At 49.6% G+C, this 16942-nt stretch carries 11 protein-coding genes; 3 read left to right on the plus strand and 8 right to left on the minus strand.

The window, feature by feature from the left end:
* Positions 1–2: 2 nt before the first annotated feature.
* The 7 genes from zorA to ABWV79_RS06860 all read right to left on the minus strand — a co-directional run bounded on the left by zorA (position 3) and on the right by ABWV79_RS06860 (position 10895).
* The gene (zorA, locus tag ABWV79_RS06830) at positions 3–2015 is read right to left on the minus strand and encodes an anti-phage ZorAB system protein ZorA (RefSeq protein ID WP_353391079.1); all 2013 of its coding nucleotides are present in this window, start codon (positions 2013–2015) and stop codon (positions 3–5) included.
* Positions 2016–2334: 319 nt separating this feature from the next.
* Complete coding sequence (locus ABWV79_RS06835; protein ID WP_353391080.1) at positions 2335–3306, minus strand: helix-turn-helix domain-containing protein; 972 nt, start codon at positions 3304–3306, stop codon at positions 2335–2337.
* 188 nt (positions 3307–3494) lie between these two features.
* Positions 3495–4016 (minus strand): hypothetical protein, encoded by a 522-nt coding sequence (locus ABWV79_RS06840; RefSeq protein ID WP_353391081.1) that lies wholly within the window; start codon positions 4014–4016, stop codon positions 3495–3497.
* A complete protein-coding gene (locus ABWV79_RS06845; protein ID WP_353391082.1) occupies positions 4013–4270 on the minus strand; it encodes a hypothetical protein in 258 nt (85 codons plus the stop codon). Before ABWV79_RS06845 ends, ABWV79_RS06840 begins: the two co-directional genes overlap by 4 nt.
* A gap of 136 nt (positions 4271–4406) precedes the next feature.
* Positions 4407–9518 carry a RecQ family ATP-dependent DNA helicase gene (locus tag ABWV79_RS06850; RefSeq protein ID WP_353391083.1) on the minus strand — a complete coding sequence of 1704 codons (5112 nt, stop codon included), beginning with the start codon at positions 9516–9518 and terminating at the stop codon, positions 4407–4409.
* 119 nt (positions 9519–9637) lie between these two features.
* The gene (ssb, locus tag ABWV79_RS06855) at positions 9638–10078 is read right to left on the minus strand and encodes a single-stranded DNA-binding protein (protein ID WP_353391084.1); all 441 of its coding nucleotides are present in this window, start codon (positions 10076–10078) and stop codon (positions 9638–9640) included.
* The gene (locus tag ABWV79_RS06860; RefSeq protein ID WP_353391085.1) at positions 10065–10895 is read right to left on the minus strand and encodes a hypothetical protein; all 831 of its coding nucleotides are present in this window, start codon (positions 10893–10895) and stop codon (positions 10065–10067) included. Before ABWV79_RS06860 ends, ssb begins: the two co-directional genes overlap by 14 nt.
* Before the next feature lie 184 nt (positions 10896–11079).
* Here ABWV79_RS06860 and ABWV79_RS06865 point away from each other — a divergent pair, with 184 nt between their 5' ends.
* The 3 genes from ABWV79_RS06865 (at position 11080) to ABWV79_RS06875 (ending at position 16155) form a co-directional block, all read left to right on the plus strand.
* Positions 11080–12117, plus strand: coding sequence for a hypothetical protein (locus ABWV79_RS06865; protein WP_353391086.1), 1038 nt, complete (start codon positions 11080–11082; stop codon positions 12115–12117).
* Between the two features lie 295 nt (positions 12118–12412).
* Positions 12413–14836 carry a DUF8426 domain-containing protein gene (locus tag ABWV79_RS06870; protein WP_353391088.1) on the plus strand — a complete coding sequence of 808 codons (2424 nt, stop codon included), beginning with the start codon at positions 12413–12415 and terminating at the stop codon, positions 14834–14836.
* Positions 14833–16155 (plus strand): McrC family protein, encoded by a 1323-nt coding sequence (locus ABWV79_RS06875; RefSeq protein ID WP_353391089.1) that lies wholly within the window; start codon positions 14833–14835, stop codon positions 16153–16155. The genes ABWV79_RS06870 and ABWV79_RS06875 overlap by 4 nt, the downstream gene beginning before the upstream one ends.
* Positions 16156–16527: 372 nt before the next feature.
* On the opposite strand, the gene ABWV79_RS06880 is transcribed toward ABWV79_RS06875, so the two are convergent.
* Positions 16528–16899 carry a cupin domain-containing protein gene (locus ABWV79_RS06880; RefSeq protein ID WP_353391091.1) on the minus strand — a complete coding sequence of 124 codons (372 nt, stop codon included), beginning with the start codon at positions 16897–16899 and terminating at the stop codon, positions 16528–16530.
* Between the last annotated feature and the right edge of the window lie 43 nt (positions 16900–16942).

Genomic DNA, 16942 nt, shown 5'->3' on the forward strand with positions numbered 1-16942 from the left:
GACTAAGCACTCATTCTCACGGGTTCAAACTCGCTCAAACCGTCCATTACACTCTGGATGGACTGAATGCCTTGGGTGAATTGGCCGTTAATGTCATCGGCAAATGCTTTTACCTGCTCTTGGGACGCCACCAACCCTTGTGAAATCTTCTCGAACGCCTTGCCAAGCCCCGCATCAATGTCTTCTACGTCAGATACAACAGTCTTAAGTTGTTGCATCGTTAGATCCAGCGCTTTCATCGAGCCATCAACGCTCGTTTTAGTGGTTTCCATCAAGGCGACATTGCTCTCAAGAGCCCGTCGAATGGTCTCGTTGATGGCCACAATGCGTTCAACGCTGCTTGCAATTGGTTTGCCTGCCTGAACAAGCGAATTGGTTGCTTGAGACAATTGGTTTGCCGCGTCGGTCTGGCTGCCAGTTGCAGTTTCAATCGCCTGTGCATGCCGACCTAGTTCCCGGTTTGAGGCCGCGAGGTTTTGAGACATCTCGCGGATCGGACTAGCAAGCTTATCCTCAATTCCTTCCTGGAAATTTGCAAGATTTTCGAGAATGGTTCCAGTCACGTCAGAAAGACGAGAGTTAAGATCGAGGCTAGCCTTGCTCAAACTATCAGTTGCGTGGTCCCCGATGGCGGTTACCGTTGCAGTGGCCTTCGCTGAAGCAGCATCACCAGCCTCTGCAATTGAGCCGACCAGGTTCTGGGCTGCTTCGGAAAGGTCTGCGGCCGCGCTCTCCAGCTTGCTGCTGCTTTCACGCGTATTGCTTTCGATGGCGGCCAAAAGGTCTGCCATCGCTCTTTGACCCTGTGCCCGCTCAACTTGCATTTGCTCTTGTGTCGCCTGACTTTGTTGCTCCATCTGCAATCTGAGGGCTTCAGCAACACCATTTAGATTTGCCACACCATTAGCCATTTCCGACCCAATCGAGCCTCCGCTCGAAACGAGTACGTCTGCTACGTCAACCAGTGTTTTGTTGATTGTGCCAAGTGTGTTTGACATCTCATTCAAGCTTTCATTTAGCTTCGCATGCAAGGCCTCTCCAAGGTTGGAAACCATCCCGCGAACCTCATTTTGTGAGGTATTTCCCATTGTCTCAAAGACTTCGCCAAAGTTTTCCGAGATCACTTGCCCGACGTGAGCGCCGACTTGGGCACCCAGATCGTTTCCCAGAACTTTGAGTTGTTCGGATTGTTCTTGAACCGCTTTTAACTGTTCTGCCGCAATCTGTTCCGGTGCTTGAAACAACACGCGGTACTCAATTTCATCCGCCAAACTGGCGATCACATGGTCAAGTTGGTAGGTCCGGTATCGGTAGTAAATTCCAAAAATGATGGATGCGAACAAACCCGACAAAGACATAATAAACTTTGATTTTGCTGTATTCAGAAACAACCCCATTCCTTGGTTGTCGAACGCAAATACTCCTTCTTTCCCAACCAAGACTCCAAAAGCGGCGATAATTCCCAAAAAGGTCAAGAATAGCCCTACGGAAACAAATATGCCTGGTAAATGACGCCAAAACCCATGATCAAAGCCCAAGTCCACACTGTTGAAGAAGTAACTTGGACGCACAGTGTTACGGATGACTTGGCCACTTGTGTGCACTTCAGGGAGTACCAGCGTTTCCGCATACTCGTCCCATGCTCTTTTTATTGCCCAGTCAAAAGGTCGGCTTTTTCGCTTTTCGTATGGAACTGAACTGGTCAAGCTTTCATTGATGCTTTGAAATTCACTCGTAAAGTCTGACCGAGACGAGCTTAACTGAATAACCTTCAGAGCACTTTTAACCGCTTTTTGCCTCTTTGCGCTTACGAGCTGGAATGAAATAATTGAAGCGACAAGCGCGCAGAGAATTAGACCCGCGGCAAGACCCGCGGCCCCCGGGCTGGCGACAGCACTCGAGATACTGAGCACAAAGCTTTCAATATTCCCCCCAAATCCTAAGCCGTTCATATTCATTCCTTTTCTCATTCCAAGGTCAAAACTTGCTTGGTTGCTGACCACAGGTTTACCCAATACGAAGCCTCCACTCTGCTTGGCAGCAAAAGTGGGCGAATCTATGGACCTAAGCTGGATTGCGCTCCCGGTTACAAAAGAGCGCTGAGGTGGGATTCACCTGTCATTTTATTCATTTAGTAAATATGCTTCTCGATGCTTTTGCACTTTGCACAGAGCGCCAAAAACTTTTTATTTTCTGCCAATTTCACTTTTTCTGTTTTGTTTGGAGTACTTTGCACACCTTGAATTAGCTTTGCTAGCGAGGTTTCGAAGTGGCATTTTTTTCCATCGGTTTAGCCAGCGTAGCCGAAATCTCTTCGTGGCTAACTTGATTGCTTCAATGCGCCTCAGAGTAATCGCGGGGTGCGAGACCGCTCCAACGTTTAAACGCCGTTGAGAACGCAGCTTGATCGGCATAGCCGAGAGCAAACGCAATTTCGGACAGCGCCATGTCATCTTTTATGAAAGTCTTTGCCAGATCAAATCTCAGTTCGTCTACAATTGTTCGAAAAGTGAGACGCTCTTCTTTTAGCCGGCGTGCGAAGGTCCTTGGGCTCATACCAAGACTAGCGGCAATTTCATCCGCTGACAGAATTCGCGCAGGCAGCGCCTTGGTCAAAAGACCCTCAGTCCGCGACCTAAGCGATTGTTTTCCCTCCCCGCGTTCTTCCAGTAAACGCCCACCATACTCGGTTAGGTGCTCTCTCAATCGCAGATCATATGTAGGTATAGGCAGATCCAACGTGGCAAGCGGTAATATGATCTCCAAGCTTTCTGTTCCAAAAACTACCGGGAAACCTGCCAATTTTTGAAACTTTTCAGCTGACTTCTTAACCTCGTGATCAAACCGAATTTCTAGAGGATAAAAGTCGGTTTGCGTGATCGCTCTCATCCGCGATAGGACACCAAACAACAGGAACTCCGTATGCCGATGAAACTTTGCGTAGCTCGGGTCCTTCCAAACCACTTCGAAAGAGGCTGAGTTGCTAGAAATCCTTAGACTGTACTGAACGGCTGGGTCGATGATGTCATGAAAACGCGCTGTATTTTCAATTGCGGCCCTCAAGTCCTTTGAGTATTTGCTAATATAGCCTGTAAGACTATTTGACACTCGCCAAGTAGACCCGGCTCTTGCTGCAAATGTTATGTCTCCAAGAGCGTCACAAGCTTCCCGCACGAACCTTGCTTCTTTGTCATAGTCGAAGTATTTCGCGTCAAGTAAAGCATCTTTGGGTGATAAGCCGCTGTTTTTTAAAACTTTTCGGGTGATTCTTTTATCAATAGCTGACTTTTCCAGTTCAGCTACCAAGTGCCGAAGCCGACTTGCATCTACCTGCATCGTCTCGCCTGAAACTGCAATCAATGTACTCTCATTTCACGGACGGAAATTACATATGCAAAAGCTTGCATCATCCTCAAACCGTGTTCAAGGCGCTCGGTGAAGACTTCCGCCTTTCTTGCTAGTTTCGTTAGGCAAAAGGCTCAGACACTAAACGATCAAGTTTTTCTCGATAGGCGCTTTTTGAGTTCTAGGAGTTCAGGGGCGGCCTCACTCAGGGTAGGCCTAGACGCTGCAAATTCACTCTCGATTTCTTCGAGACGTGATTTAACGACCCTATTTACAATGTTGCGGAACTTGGTGTCATTCTGCGACCGCTTATAGTCAGTCCCAACCGAAAGGTTTTTTGATTGAGGAGTGTTTGACCGTACAGCGGATGCAGCAAACCAAGCTAACCGCGGTGTCCACTTTTCTCCAATGGCCGTGGTAATCAAGAGTTTGTTCAATAAGCGACTGATTTCTGCCGCGGATCCAATTCCGTTTTTTCTTGCCGCTTCGATCACAGTTTTGATTTGCTTTGCCTGATCGATTTTCCCGTACTTCAAAAAGTCCAAATGCGGTTTGTCAGCAGTTGCAATTCGAGGAGGGTGCTTTTTGTAGATGTCATGCATACTGATTTTTGGACTAGAAGAGCGCTTTTGCGCTCCTCGCTGCATTGACCTAACTTTCGCTTTACTCAAAGTGTCTCCATTTCTTCGTCGGAATCCGTTTGGTTGGTCTCAACGGATGGTTCAATCGGTTCGAGGTGAACAAGCGCATCTCGGAGACCTTGTGCGACTTTCTGCCAAACGTAGATTTGTTTCTGAACTCGTTCACCCCGGCTCGGCATCGTCAGCAACTCTTGTTGCTTTTCGGAAGCGAGCGCGTGCAACCGAAGCAATTTATTAAATTCAGCCTTTTCTACTTTTACTGCTTCTGTCCGTTTCACAATCATGTCTACTTCCTACGTTAGTACCACTGCTCTGAAAATGGTGCTAAAGTAAGGGGACGACTTGCGAAAGTCGGTCAACTTTTTGTTTTGAGGTGTCATCTGGAAAGATAAAAATGACCGGCTGAGATCATCTTGCCGTTCACGCAACTCGAGACTCTGCCGGGCGAAAAACGAACTTTGGAACAACCACTGACCACTCATCCCTGACAGGAGCCCGATGGTCTTGATTATTTGAAGGGTCGTTTGTTCTGGACACCATCCAACCGACTTCTGCTCTTTCACAAATATACCCCTTGGGCGGCGAGAATGCGCGCGCCATAGAACCAACGACGTCTCCATTTTGATTTCTCAGCTGCCAATTAACCCAGCCATTGCCTTCGTTGAGGGTTAGACGAAGGCCGTCGCCCGTTTGAGCTCGAGATAGAGCACGATAACCAGCAGAATTGTCAGGTATCCTCCCACCGAACCCAATATTAACCTCGCGCATTGATGCAGTCCGGTAGAGCCGTTGAGTGGCTACGCGATTATAGGAAGGCACCTTTCCAGGTCGTCGTAAGAAAGCCTGTGCCATTTCCTCCGGAATGAAAGCTTGACGATCTGCACCTTCCAAAAGACACAAGGAGTTACGAGCGCGCGTCATCGCGACATAAAAGAGCCGCCTCTGTTCATCGGGGTCCTCGTTTGCTTTTGACTGCCAGGCGTCATCCAGTACCACCACATGGTCAAACTCCAACCCCTTGGCGGAATGCGCGGTTACAAGAGTTAGACCCTTCCCGGCAATACCGTATTCACGGCCCCATTCCCCAATCCATGACAACGCATCTTTGGCTGAAATATCACCAACGCCGAGATCTTCCCTCATTTGTTCAGTAAGGTTGCCCAAGGTGCTCCACACAGAGCTTGTTCCCTGCGATGCGATCCATTCTTGCATTTCTGAGATAGCCACCATTGGTGTTTCTCGTGCTGTCAGCCAGTTTGCCAGTCTTTGATATTCCATAAGCTGCCAAAGGGTCGGGCGGTCTCTGACCTCGCGGCGATCCACAACAGGAATACCCAGGCTTTCACAATAGCTTCGCACTGGGTCTAGTGCACTCCAGGTGCGGGATATGACAGCTGCGTTGTTCCAGGCCCAATTGCCTGCAAGTGTGGACAAACGACTAAGTTCTGACACAGCTGCAACAGCCTGGTCAGTCTGATTGGTCAGGCCAGTTAAAACCTGGACACGGCCCCGTCCGACAGGGTCTCGGTCGGACAATAGCCCTCCCTCTGGGCGGTTTTGTCGTAATGCGTCAATTCTGATCGGATGATCGGTCTTCATTCTGTCTCTTGCGGGACCGATTACTAAGTTGGAAGCTTCAATAATATTCCCGGTCGATCTGTAGTTTTGGGTCAGATAGCTTGGTCGAGCACGAAAATCTTCTGAGAACTTTCTGATAAACTCCACTGACGCACCATTGAACCCGTAGATCGCCTGGTCGTCGTCACCTACCGCAAACAGTGTTCTGCGATTGTCCGGGTCGCTTCTGGCAAGGCCTGCTATCGCCGAAATTAAGGCATACTCGTCTGGTCCGATATCCTGGTACTCATCGACCAGTATCCACCGGTATCCCTCCAGCAAGCTTTCTTTTGCTAGGGCATCACTTTGCATGATCCGAACCGCCTCGCGCAGAATTGCGCGAAAATCCTCACCTTTTGGCCTTTCTCCGACGAGACTTCGTCCTGTCAACCAAAGCGCGAGACCATGACAGGTTCGGACGGTGACCCGCCGCGCGCTGTCTCCCACCAGGTTTCTCAGCCGTGATCGAATTTCCTGAGCTGCGTGCTGGTTATATGCAAGGGCGATGATTCCGGCCGGGTCTTCCCGTCGCACAGAGAGCAGGTACGCAATACGATGGACCAACACGCGGGTTTTCCCGGATCCGGGCCCTGCGAGCACAAGTGCGTTTGCCTCTTGTCGGTCGTCAGCCACAATGCGCATCTGGTCTGGTGCGCGAAGATCATCAACAATCTTCGCATAGAGCTCCGGCTGAACAGGTCGTTCCGTTTCGGGTTGCTTCATATCTGGTAGCCAGCGCGCAACAAATGGGGCCGTTTCCATATCAAAATAGTCCCGCACCAAGCTTTGCGCCTGATCGCGGTCCTGAATAGCCAATTCCCCATAGCGGGACATGATATGAACCTGCCTCGTAAGTTCGGTATAGTGGTCCTCCAGCGGCTTGAAATCAGCTTCTGTGAATGTACGCGGCTCGGGCGTTAGTTTAATGGTAATAGCCGGAGCAAAGAGAAAGAGACCAGAACCAACAAACAGAACATCCATTGCATGCATCCACAGCAACGTACGGTCCACGACGCGCGTTCCCAACTCCGCAATCAAGAAACGCATTTCCATGTCGTTTTGAATAAGATCGTAGAGTTCAGTCAAAGGGACTGGGACAGGCAGCGATCCGCCTTTGGCACCCTTTTCTAACTTACTCTCTAAGTTCGCCGCGATCATGCTGGCCACTGAATGGCGTCTATCCGCGACGCTGCGAAGCTCATCGAAAGTTCCGTTTAAGACGAGATGAACTCTTTCACGATCAATGGGTCGCATACCAATCGGAGGTATCTCTTCTAAATCTCGTCGGCCATCGGTTGCTAGTGTCCGCAGAAGTCGCAACAATTGATCCGGTCGGTGCCCGATCTGACCTCGGTCTCGTAGATCCTGGGCTAAACGTCTCAAGTTGATCACAACGCCTTCCGGTGGTGCCGTTGCAAGATCGGCCTGCAATGCCTCAAGCATCTCTCGCTCCAAAGATGCCACGCGAGCCAGCTTTTCACGAGACGGATTCTGCACCCCATGTGCAATGTAGACCACCAGGTTCGTGTCTCTCGCAATTAAGCCAATGCGATCAAGATCACGCAGGATTTCGCGCACTTGCCAGCCTGATCGCGAAACGATGTCTGCAATGTCATCTATCGTAAAGCTTTCTGTCGGAGCAGCTTCAAGCAGAACCGTCAAAATCGAAAGCGCCGCTTTGCCTCTCGCCGCTGCTATACCATTTGCTCTCAACTCGCTCTCGGCTTCTGCAACGGTTCGGACCCGCAGGCAGGATGGCTCAACTGTCACGCGATTGGCACCTCGCGTGAGCAAACCAGCCTCCTCAAGCCACGCAATGGCAGTTATGGCTCGTGTTCGTCCCGCTCCGTTATGCCCCGCAGGTATGCCGGCTCGTCGCAATAGATCATCTACCTGAACGACGAGTTCGTCTTCTTTTGCGAAACGCTGCGCCATATCTCGAAGTGTTTTAAGGACTCGCCCGACCTCTCGCCGCGATAGTCTGTTTTGAGCCTGACGCTGAAAATGAGCTTCGACTTGAGCGGGATCATAAAGAAGGTTGCATTTTGCGTATTCCCCGTCACGACCTGCTCTCCCCGCTTCCTGGAGATAGTTTTCCAAAGATCCTGGGACATCCGCGTGAACAACCAAACGAATATTCGGCTTGTCAACTCCCATGCCAAAGGCATTTGTAGCGGCAATTGAGGTCAATTTTTCGTCCAGATAGTCTTCCAGCACATGTTGCCTGACCTCGCGACCTAACCCCGCATGATAGGCTGCCGCGTCGACCGGAATCGCCTTTAAAACTTCAGTTACTCGTTCAGTTTCTGATCGGGTCGCGCAATAGACCAAGCTCGCCCCATTCTCTACTTGCTCTTGTACTGTTTCGCCCACAACCCCAAGCTTGGACAGCTTGGTAATTGGCGCAGCACTGAACTCCAAATTGGTTCTCGAGGCACCACCATTTATCAGGCAAACATCTCTTTCGGTGACCGACTTAATCTGATCACATATATCTTGGACAACGCTTTTTTTGGCTGTGGCCGTCACGCACAAAACTTGTGGCGGAGGATCGTCCCCACCGATCTCCGCGAGACATCGAACGGCGTATCTATAATCGGGCCTGAAATCATGACCCCATTTACTGATGCAGTGTGCTTCATCGAAAACCCATAACCCGATTTTTCGACTGTCTATCGCTTGCCGAATGGTCACGTTACGGAGCTGCTCGGGCGCGATCAGCAACATGCTCGCATCACCGTAGGTGACCTGGTCCAGCGCTTCTTGTCGATGCAGCGGAGAAAGAGAACCATTTATCACGACACAGGTGTCAACACCGTGATTTCTTAACAACCCATCGCGCTGATCCGCCATCAAAGCAACAAGAGGCGAAATAACAACTGTTAGCTGGTCTAGTGCGTCATGTCGCTCAAGGGCAGGTAACTGGTAGCAGATCGATTTTCCCGTTCCAGTTGGGAGAATACCAAGGACATCTCTTCGCTCCAATACGGCGTCGATAATCGCCTTTTGCATTGGCAAGCCGTCTTTTGTTTTCGGAGATGCTCGAAAGTCTTCGTAGCCAAACCAGCGTCTCAGCGAACCCTTGCTGTTTCTCCGTGTTGCGCACCATTTGCAGCTTGCGCTTTCGCAGGCACTACCTCTCAGCAATTCCAAGGCTGATTGAACACTTGGAAACCGGCGCCTTACCCAAGGCGAAAAGCCAGCCCCGGGCCGCCTCGATGCTATGCGGTTCAGCAGGTATGGGACGGACGGATCTCCCTCACGAACCAATTCAAGCAATACATCAATTTGAGCTTCGCAAATTCGACCAGCAGTCAGTCGCTTTACAGCCCCATCGCGCTGTTCTCTGAATGGCGGGCTTCGATCCAGCAACTCAGAAAACACTTTGCCCTTCGCGAAAGCGGCATGATCGAGCGTTGCCCCGTGAAGCGCAGTTGCAAGATCTGGAGAGGATGCCAAACGGTCTCTCAGCGCCGATTTAGCGTCGCGATAAAGTCGCAAAGCAGCTTTTGCATCCAACACTGGGTCGTTTGGCTCCGCCGCTCCAAGCGTGCCGTCGCGATTTATTTTTTTGAGCCGTAGTGACCTTGGTTCAGGCCATGCGAGCGCTGCAAGCCAAAGAGTATCAACGTGTAGAATTTGGTCGAAATGATGACTCGGCTGATTGGCCAACAGGTGCGCCAGATCAAAAGATCCAAGATTGTGGCCAACTACGAATTCCGCACCCTGAATATACTTGATTAAGCTATTGGCGCCCTTGCTTGCGTCTGAGCCTCGCCAATGGAATGTCTCTTCGCTGTCTGAGCGAATAGAGCCAATAGCAATTATTCTCGAGGTTTCCGGACAAACCTCGAGATCAATCGCAGCTATCTGCTGCACGCAATCAGCGTCGCCTATTGGTACGTTTCTTTCCATCTGCCTTTCATAAGGTCAATTTAATTCAATGAAGTGCGCTTAGTGCCACAGAAAAAAGTCAATAATTTGAATACGATCAAATCGCGTGTATCTCACGCAACACTGGCAGCTCGACACTTCTAAAATGGCGGATCAGTAAGATCCCAATCCTCTACGTTGGATATTTGTGATCCAGCATTTATCGGCTCTGAGGGACGCTCTTGTTCGTTGGTTTGTTCCCGTTCAAGTTTGAAAAGTTTGCAAGCAAAACCATCCAGCACCACCTCGGTCCTGTAGCGCTTTTCCCCTGCTTTATCGGACCAGCTTCTTGTCTGGATCTTGCCCTCAACGTAGATCTTTGCCCCTTTTGGGAGTTGTTCAGCTACCTTGACTAAGTCTTCACGATACACTGCAACTGAATGCCACAGAGTACGCGATTTCAGCTCTCCGGAAGCGCGATCCTTCCAGCGTTCGTTGGTTGCAAGACTTAGATTGCAAACCTTCTTCCCAATAGAGATTTCATTGATCTGTGGATCTCTTCCGAGATTCCCTACCAAGACAACTTTGTTAACACCTGCCAACGTGAGTCCCCTCTCTCAACTTGTTATAGCGCTGCCATCCCAGGTAGTTTTCAGGGCTGTTCTTGCCTTTGCTTGCACCTTGGGAGTACTTTAAGTACAGCTCTGCATCCTCAAGCCCAGAACCGCTGCGTTCGAACAGATCCATGAATGCAGCCGCACGCTCCGTCGCCAAAATGCTTCGTTGCATATCTGTCAGATCGCGCCGAATTCGTGTTCCAACCAAACAATCTGATGCTTCCAAAGCAGCACGCGTATCCCAAGACCAACGTCGGTAATACGCGAGGTGGATCAGTAAATCGGCAGGCATGTGGTCTTCCACCTGGCTTGCCCAATGCTCGACAATGCGCCGCCCAATTTTGATCGAAGCAGACCAATGCTCCGAAAAGTTCTCTAGCATCTTTACGGCTGAGTAGACTTTATGTCTCGTCTCACGATCAGTCCGCGAAAACTGCGTTGTCCACGCCCATCTGACCAAGCGAAGGTGATCCAGGTTTTGAATAGAAACAACTGGGAGACCATTGCCCGAAAGTTCGTTGATGATTTCTCGACGTTCGTCGGCCGGAGTCTTCGTTGTTCGGATCAGATTGTGTAAAGCGTGATCCCTTGGAACAATTACGATCCAATTCGAAAGAGCCTGTCGCAGAAGTTTCCTGACAGCTCCGTTGGCGTCAGAAACTTCGAATCCTGCGTTGTCTACGCCTCGTACAACATATTCGTCTTCGTTGTACGGATTGTACAAAAGAATGCCGTCTGTTGGACAATCATCGTTAGTCTTCCAAACATGGAAAAACTCATGTAATTCAAATTTATCGTCCATAGCAGTCTCCGCATGCGCAGTCTAATTCTACCTGTTGAATTGAAGCGTAGGTTACTTGTGAAAAGCGGCCAATTGCTTGTTCGGAAACGCCACTCTCTTGAATTTCGGATGTTTCACACTGTTCTTTAGGCAGTAGAAACACCGTTCTGGCTTATCCCTCAGTATCAGCTTTGCAGGTAGTCCAATGTTTGACTTCGATAATGTTCCAAGATTTTTGAAACGGTTCGAGTACTCCGAGGCTACAACGCTCGGTTTCTGCTACTTCCTTGGTCTGACGGCGCTGGTCGCCAAAGGAGAAGAGACGACTGTCACCGATATTCAGAGTCGCCTCGCTCAACTTCCTTCAGTAGACATTGATGCGGAGATCGACACCCTGCTGGGGCCTCTGGATGATCGTGACCTTTACACGGTGTTTGACGAGCTGGTGTGGCGTTTTCGAGGTGAGTTTGAACCAAGAGAAATAAAGGTAAGTGAGACTGCTGAACCGGTTTTTGTGTATGAGTTTCGCAATCACGGTCGCATTTTCTCAGATTCCAGAGAGGTTAGTGACTTACACAGTGCTGAGGAGATCTTCTCCGAAGCTATGCGCATGTTTGGAGAGCCATTCGTAGAGAGCGGATATGACCCGGTGAAGTGCTTTAAAACCGGTCTAATTATTGCAAATCTCAGGATACATGCGGATACAAAAACTTCTCATGCCTCTTTCGCTTTTGTCGAAAAATTCTTGCCTCTGGTTTTTGGCGCGGCCCACCGGATGGCGCGCGCACCCTTTATAGATTGGAGTCAGCATCTGGATGTGCAAGTTCCACTTCAAGTGTTTCTAACGGGAGTGAATCCTGACCTGGGAGAAATGATTTGGGCGTATCAATCTCACTTCCATTACAAAGACGGAAATCTGAAGCCGGGCGTAACCGAATTGAATGATCTGGATTATATGGCTGGTTGCAAAGAGGCGGCGATCACTTTTTTTGAGAAGTACCCAACTCAATGCATCGAACTAGCTTCGCAAAAGTTTCATTGGAACTCATTTTCGCCCTTAAGAAACGGTTTTGACGAACGTGGCGCCATCTTGGACGTACTTCACAATACGCTTGGTTATAGCAGTGGTGAGAACAGCAGTTATTCAGATCAATGCACGCGCAAGGCACTAATTCTATTTGGCTACTTCTGCTCTTTATGTGAGACGATCCTGCTCGAGCAAGGCAAGACCCAAGAGCAGTAACTTCATCACCATCAGATCCATTCAATTGTGTTGATCGGAATGTACCAACGGCAAAATGCTGCGCAAGCAATGATGCATCGAGGCGCAACCTCGAATAATCCGGCAGGCCAAGAACAAGTTAAGGAGTAGGTGGTGGTGCTTTCCTTCCTTCCTTATGCTGGGTTTCATCGACATCATGATAAACTACCCGGACGCGGACTGGTGAAAACCTCACTTCGCTTGGATACGGGATTGATCCCGACACTGTGCCCAAATAACTATTCAATTCGGCAACGCAGGTTAGGAAGCGACGTTCATGTCCAGATTTAATCCCCACGAAAATGCACCCCCTGTTTACGATGCTGCCAGTACCTGGGTTGAGACGTGCCTAAAAGAAGACGGTTCGTTGTTTTCGGAAGGAAAAGAGTTATGGACAAAGGATCTTTTTGACGAGCTCGATCTCCACTACGTTCAGAACCTCGATGAGGGCGAAGGTAGCTTTTATGAGAAGTTGGAGGCACAGCTTTCACAATGCTCGCCATTTGCCAAACAGCTTATGGCAGAGGTGACGTGGCTGATCTTGTTGTTCGCGTCTCGAATTTCTCCTGCGAAGAAGCGCGCAGATATTCAATTAATCTGGTCATGGTCTGACGAAGAATTGGATATGAACCACCCCTTGCTGGCAGAAAAAGCTTTGGGAGGTATTGGCCATACAGGAACTGCATACAACACACAACGTTGGCGGGAGTACATATTTTTAATCAACCTGTTGCGTGACTTTAAGTCTAAGTCGAAGGTTGAGCAAACACAGCTGATGAATGGTCCTTGGGATTTCAATGATTGGTTGCTGGGGGTCGCCGACGGAACCAACCGCCAACTTCGCCATATCCTTGCGAACTTGGTGTTTCCGGATAATTTTGAGAGAAGTAGTAGTTTCAAAGACAAAAAGCTTATTGTCTCGGCATTTCGAAGTACTCCAATGAGAGAGGTCAACGGCTGGGAGCCGCAGCGTGTAGATCGCGAGTTGTTTGATCTTCGCAACGAGATCGAAGGTCAGAGACGGGATCAAATTGACTTTTACCAGGAAGAATTCGTTGGAGACTGGAGGCCAACAAAAAGCAAAAAGCTTCCGGACAAAGCTGAGAGGCCGGCATCTTCAACGGCGCTAGAAATCAAAGATGAAATCGTTGAACCTTTTGCCAACGGCATCGCTAGCTCTCTAAACACCATATTATATGGCCCACCGGGAACAGGGAAAACCTACGAAACGGCGAGGCGAGCCGTCGCGATTTGCGATGGGATAATCCCGTCTACGCGTTCAGAACTCATGGATCGCTACACGGAGTTGCAAAACGAAAAGCGTATCGAGTTTGTGACGTTCCACCAGAGCTATAGCTATGAAGAGTTTGTAGAAGGGCTGCGACCGGAAACCGGAGACGAAGACACCGATGGAGTCTCATCCGCTGGTTTCCGCCTTTCACCACGTTCGGGAGTGCTAAAGCGTATCGCCGAGCGCGCTCGACAAAAACCCGCGAAGCTCGCCAACCAGAGCGACTACTCTGACAGAAAGATCTTTAAGATTTCACTGGGGCGCGCCTGGCATGCTGAGGACGAACCAATCCGCAGCGAAGCCTACGAGAAAGGCCTGATTTCATTAGGGTACGGAGGCGAAATAGACTGGTCTGACCCTCTGTATGACAGTTTTGAGAAAGTTGGTGAAAAGTGGCGCAGCGAACCCGGAGAAAGTGAAGCGACTGGAAAAAACCCAAATATCGAATTTATTAATCAACTTAGAAATTTGATGAGAGTCGGGGACATCATCATTGCCAGCCAAGGCAATCATCGTTTTCGGGCGGTAGGAGTGGTCACCGGGGAATACGAGTTTGACCCGGATGCCCATCACCCGCATCGACGTAAGGTGGAGTGGCGATGGCAGTCCGAAGATGAAAATGGCCTGGAAGTGGGAGATATCTATGCAAGCAATTTCTCTCAACAATCAATTTACCAACTCTATCCCACAAAAATCAATTGGCCCAACTTGTTGGCCTTCCTGGAGCCAGCCACGGCGGCGGAGCCGCACCCGTCGCATGTTTTAATTATTGATGAGATAAATCGAGCAAATATCTCCAAAGTCTTGGGCGAGCTTATTACGCTGCTTGAAGAAGACAAACGCGTTGGCGCGTTAAACGAGCTATCCGTAATACTTCCTTACTCCGGCGAACCGTTCTCCCTACCGTCCAACCTATACATTGTTGGAACAATGAATACCGCTGACAGATCCATTGCATTGCTGGACACCGCTCTGCGGCGGCGGTTTAGGTTTGAAGAAGTGCCGCCAAATCCAGAGGTTCTTGAGGGTACTATCGTTGAAGGTGTCCCAGTTGATCGCGTTCTAAGGGCCATTAACCAGCGTTTAGAGTGGTTCTTGGGTGCAGATCATTTGATCGGGCATGGCTATTTCACAGGCGTGCAAAACCTGGCACAACTCGACGGCGTGGTTGCCAGTAAAGTTTTGCCATTGTTGCGGGAATACTTCCACGAAGACCTGGGGCGCGTTCGATCTATTCTTGGAGGCGGGGACAGTTTTTTGCGTCGCGAACGCATCCCGGTTCCGCCCGGGATGCAATCAGCTTATGAAGAGCCCCGATTCAGGTATGTCGATAACTACTTGGAATTTGGAGAGTATGGCTCGGATGCATATGATGAGCTCCTGGCCGTTGGTGCTGATCGGGGTGAATGAGCCTAATGATACCAAGTCAAGCTCGCTTGCAAACGTGGGTCACTAGGGAGTGGAGCTCCCTTCCAATAGGTCAACAAGGCGTTTCTGACGAGCAAGCTGAACGATTTCAAACAGCGGCAGAGAAAGCAGCCACAACTTTGCGGTTGCCACAAGGCTCAGTTCTGAGCCGTGTTGGAAACACCTTGAAAGCCGGGCAGGTTTGCGGCGTTTTAGCGCTATCAGGTCAGGCTATAGAAATTTTGCCAAAGATAGAGGGGCTGACCGAAGGCCGTAGCAGGCACACTCTTGTTAGAATGTTGTCAGCAACTCATGACCTAAGGATTTCAGACGGAGACCTGGCTCAATTCGACACACAGAAACACGACATCCTTGAGCTTCTAATTCGGGTATTTGTCCGTCGCCTTAGAAAGGCGGTACGGGGCGGTTTACAAAGACAGTACCAGAACCACGAGGATGATCTGCCATTCGTACGTGGAAATTTGGAGGTAGTGAGGCAGCTAACAAAGAGACCAGTAGCTCCAACGAAGCTGTTTTGTCGATTTGATGACCTGTCTGAAAATACGGCTCTGAACCGCTTGATAAAGGCGACGTTGGAAATGCTAGTGCGCGTATCGAGATTACAGGAAACGCAGCGAGAGCTTCTCCAGTTGTTGGATACATTCGGGAAAGTGGGATCTTCGATTAGTCCCTTGGAAGAACGTATTCAGTTTGATCGAACGACTACAGTTTTCGGCGATTTGATCCCACTTGCGCGACTACTGCTGAGCGGCAACTGGCAAAGTACAAAGCGCGGAGCTTCCTCAGGAGTTTCTCTCCTTTTCCCAATGAATAATCTGTTTGAGCGCTACGTCGCCACACGAGCTCAAAAAACATTCGGAATCGACATCGTTAAAACGCAAAATGCTCGACATCATGTCCTGCAAAACAACTTGTTTCGCATGATGCCCGACATCGTTTTCGACTACAAATCTGGACCGGTAATAATAGATACAAAGTGGAAAGAGCTGGACCCATTAGACCGTCGCAAGCTGGGTGTTGCTCAGTCAGATGTTTACCAGATGCTTGCCTACGGTCATGGGTATTCTAAACATGGCGCTAAGCCTAGGCTTATTCTGCTGTATCCTCATCACGCGAGTTTAGGCGGCCCAGAAGGTATTCTTCGAAAATGGGTCACCTCCGGTTCGGAGATGGATTTACTCATCTGCACCGTTGATTTGTCCGAGCGAAAGTCACCTCAGGATTGGAAGCAGCTTTTGGGCAACGTCACCGGGACAGTGCATCCATCTGTGCATCAACTCACGACTACTTTTCATAGTTGATTGAGGAAGACATTTGCCTTGAGAATTGAGTATTTGCCCGCCGCTATCGCTCAAACGACAGAGTTATTTGTCCGTTGTCAGATGATTAGTGGCCTGATCTAGGAGAGGATCTGGCTCAAACCGTTGGTTTGCTAACGCCGATGTTTCGCCGGCTCTTTGCGCCTTTTTGATACACCTGAATAGACCTTTAAAGTGTCGACCCTGTTTGAGCTCGATCAGAAGAAGCAGAATCCTCATAGGCAGAAAATACATTCGTTCAGTGCCATGTTGCAGCGAAACAGCTCCTGCTTTCTAAGACCAGGCCAAGCAAAATGTTTAGGTAAGGGTAATCATGGGAAACTGGCGAAATACGAAATTTTTGGATCTAGCCCGTCAGTACCCATCGGCTTTGTGCCCAAAAAAGACCTTCGTCACATCCTCGATGATGTCCCAAGTCACACGACTTCCATCCAGTACAAAGAGACTGTCCCCTGGTTTGAGCTCGCTAATCTGACCGCTCACCATATCGATCAAGCGAAAGCTCCCCGAAAGAATGGTCATCAGCTCATCCCCCTGTTCAGTGCATTCAAAAACACCTTTGGTACATCGCCAGATACCAGTACGGGTCGTATGCCCAACACCCCCGGCGTCTATGCGGCCCGCCGCGCGAGGGTTGCCGTCCTTGATTTGATAATCACTAAGTGGGTTGTCGAAGGGCCAATCAATTAGCGGTCCCACATCAACCCCGGGTTTGTACTTCAACATCTCTCAATCCGATTTGCCGCAAGTCAGCGGAGAATGACGATCC

The sequence above is a fragment of the Ruegeria sp. HU-ET01832 genome (genome assembly GCF_040371315.1).
Taxonomy (GTDB): domain Bacteria; phylum Pseudomonadota; class Alphaproteobacteria; order Rhodobacterales; family Rhodobacteraceae; genus Ruegeria; species Ruegeria lacuscaerulensis_A.

Coding starts and splice junctions, on each gene's coding strand:
- ABWV79_RS06880 (WP_353391091.1), bottom strand. CDS start 16,899: ATGTTGAAGTACAAACCCGGGGTTGATGTGGGACCGCTAATTGATTGG.
- ABWV79_RS06845 (WP_353391082.1), bottom strand. CDS start 4,270: ATGATTGTGAAACGGACAGAAGCAGTAAAAGTAGAAAAGGCTGAATTT.
- ABWV79_RS06865 (WP_353391086.1), top strand. CDS start 11,080: ATGTTTGACTTCGATAATGTTCCAAGATTTTTGAAACGGTTCGAGTAC.
- ABWV79_RS06850 (WP_353391083.1), bottom strand. CDS start 9,518: ATGGAAAGAAACGTACCAATAGGCGACGCTGATTGCGTGCAGCAGATA.
- ABWV79_RS06860 (WP_353391085.1), bottom strand. CDS start 10,895: ATGGACGATAAATTTGAATTACATGAGTTTTTCCATGTTTGGAAGACT.
- ABWV79_RS06875 (WP_353391089.1), top strand. CDS start 14,833: ATGAGCCTAATGATACCAAGTCAAGCTCGCTTGCAAACGTGGGTCACT.
- ABWV79_RS06870 (WP_353391088.1), top strand. CDS start 12,413: ATGTCCAGATTTAATCCCCACGAAAATGCACCCCCTGTTTACGATGCT.